The 1,587-nt window shown below is 52.6% G+C and carries 2 protein-coding genes and 1 pseudogene; all 3 read left to right on the top strand.

Annotation, left to right across the window (positions count from 1 at the left end; translation table 11 throughout):
- The coding region (locus ACESQI_RS23110) for a hypothetical protein (RefSeq protein ID WP_373127294.1) at nucleotides 1–732 on the top strand (732 nt) is incomplete at its 5' end.
- 39 nt (nucleotides 733–771) lie between these two features.
- Nucleotides 772–1,401, top strand: coding sequence for a DUF4141 domain-containing protein (locus tag ACESQI_RS23105; RefSeq protein ID WP_005832139.1), 630 nt, complete (start codon nucleotides 772–774; stop codon nucleotides 1,399–1,401).
- A 22-nt stretch (nucleotides 1,402–1,423) separates the two neighbouring features.
- Nucleotides 1,424–1,587 (top strand): annotated as a pseudogene (locus ACESQI_RS23100) (conjugative transposon protein TraJ); the annotation flags it as partial.

The following is a 1,587-nucleotide window of genomic DNA, read 5'->3' as shown; positions in this document are numbered from 1 at the left end:
TGGCTTGCGGATGTCAATCCCGAAAAAGCCGATTCCGTCCACGGAATGCTCGCCATGCACACGTTCATGCGGGATGCTTACTTGAAGGTATATCCTGAAAGCAAGCAGGAACGGCCGTCACCGGAAGAAGTACGGTCATCTGTACGGATTCTGGATTTCCATCGGAAAGAGAGTGACGTGTGGGAACTCTGCAACCTGGCTGTGTATCTTATGCCGCCCTCACGGTATGTGGCACTCAGGTACGGGCTTGCGGATGATTATGACAGGCTTGACAGACTGCACCGTTCCGGACCGGAACCGGCATATGACGAGGGGGTGGCATTGGAAAGCCGCCTGTGCAGGAATGCGGAAAAGGCAGCGGAAAGCATCGGGGATGTCCGTCTGCCGGATTTCTACCTGGAAAAGCTGAATGGGGAACTGGAGAATTTGGGACGGATTGCGGCCTCGCCGGATGCCGTCCACGACATACTGCATATCAGTCCTGACTTTCTCACCAAGTACGGCATAGACAAGAACGCTTCCGCGACGGAACGCTCGTGCCAGGCGGAGAAAGCCTACCGGGAGCTGGACGCCCGTTTCGTCAGAATGACCGGACGCAGGCCGTATGCAGACGAATTCTTCGCATTCCTCAGACACGGGAAAGAAAAAGTGGCAGAGGTAGACCGTCCGAGACCGGTACACAAGCCTATCCTCCGGAACCCGCCGTCCAAAGGACGGAAAATGGGAATCTGACTTTTAACAGAATTATTCACAATTAAAAACAGGAACATCATGAAAAAGAAAATTCTTATGCTGTGCATGGGCTGTTTCCTTGTCAGCCTCACAGCGAAAGCCCAATGGGTAGTGAGCGACCCGGGCAATCTGGCGCAGGGAATCATCAATGCCGCCAAGAACATCGTTCACACGTCCTCCACTGCCACCAATATGGCGAATAGTTTTCAGGAAACCGTGAAAATCTACCGGCAGGGCAAGGAGTATTACGACGGGCTTCGCAAGGTCAAGAACCTTGTCCGGGATGCCCGCAAGGTTCAGCAGACCATCCTGATGGTGGGCGATATCACGGACATCTATGTCACCAGCTTCGAGCGTATGCTCAGCGACCCGTATTTTACGCCGGAAGAACTGAGCGCGATTGCTTTGGGGTACACCAAACTGCTGGAAGAAAGTGCCCATCTGCTGAACGATTTGAAGACGGTGGTCAACGAGAACGGGCTTTCCATGAACGACAAGGAAAGGATGGATATCATCGACCGCTGCTACAACGACATGTTGCAAAACCGCAGTCTGGTACAGTATTACACCAACAAGAACATCGGGGTGTCCTACCTGCGCGCCAAGAAACGGAACGACCTGGACCGCGTGATGGCACTCTACGGCTCACCGAACGAACGTTATTGGTAATTATTCCTAATCCGCTTTCATTATGTTATTGTTGGCTATAGATTTTGACAACCTGCATCAGATTTTACAGAATCTGTATGTGGAAATGATGCCGCTCTGCTCAAAGATGACCGGTGTGGCAAGAGGCCTTGCCGGTTTGGGAGCGCTTTTCTATGTGGCGTATCGTGTATGGCAGGCTCTGGCCCC

The organism is Bacteroides sp. HPS0048 (genome assembly GCF_964240755.1).
GTDB classification, from domain to species: domain Bacteria; phylum Bacteroidota; class Bacteroidia; order Bacteroidales; family Bacteroidaceae; genus Bacteroides; species Bacteroides nordii.
The sequence above is the reverse complement of the archived record's forward strand: the minus strand, read 5'-3'. Positions and strand labels throughout refer to the sequence as shown.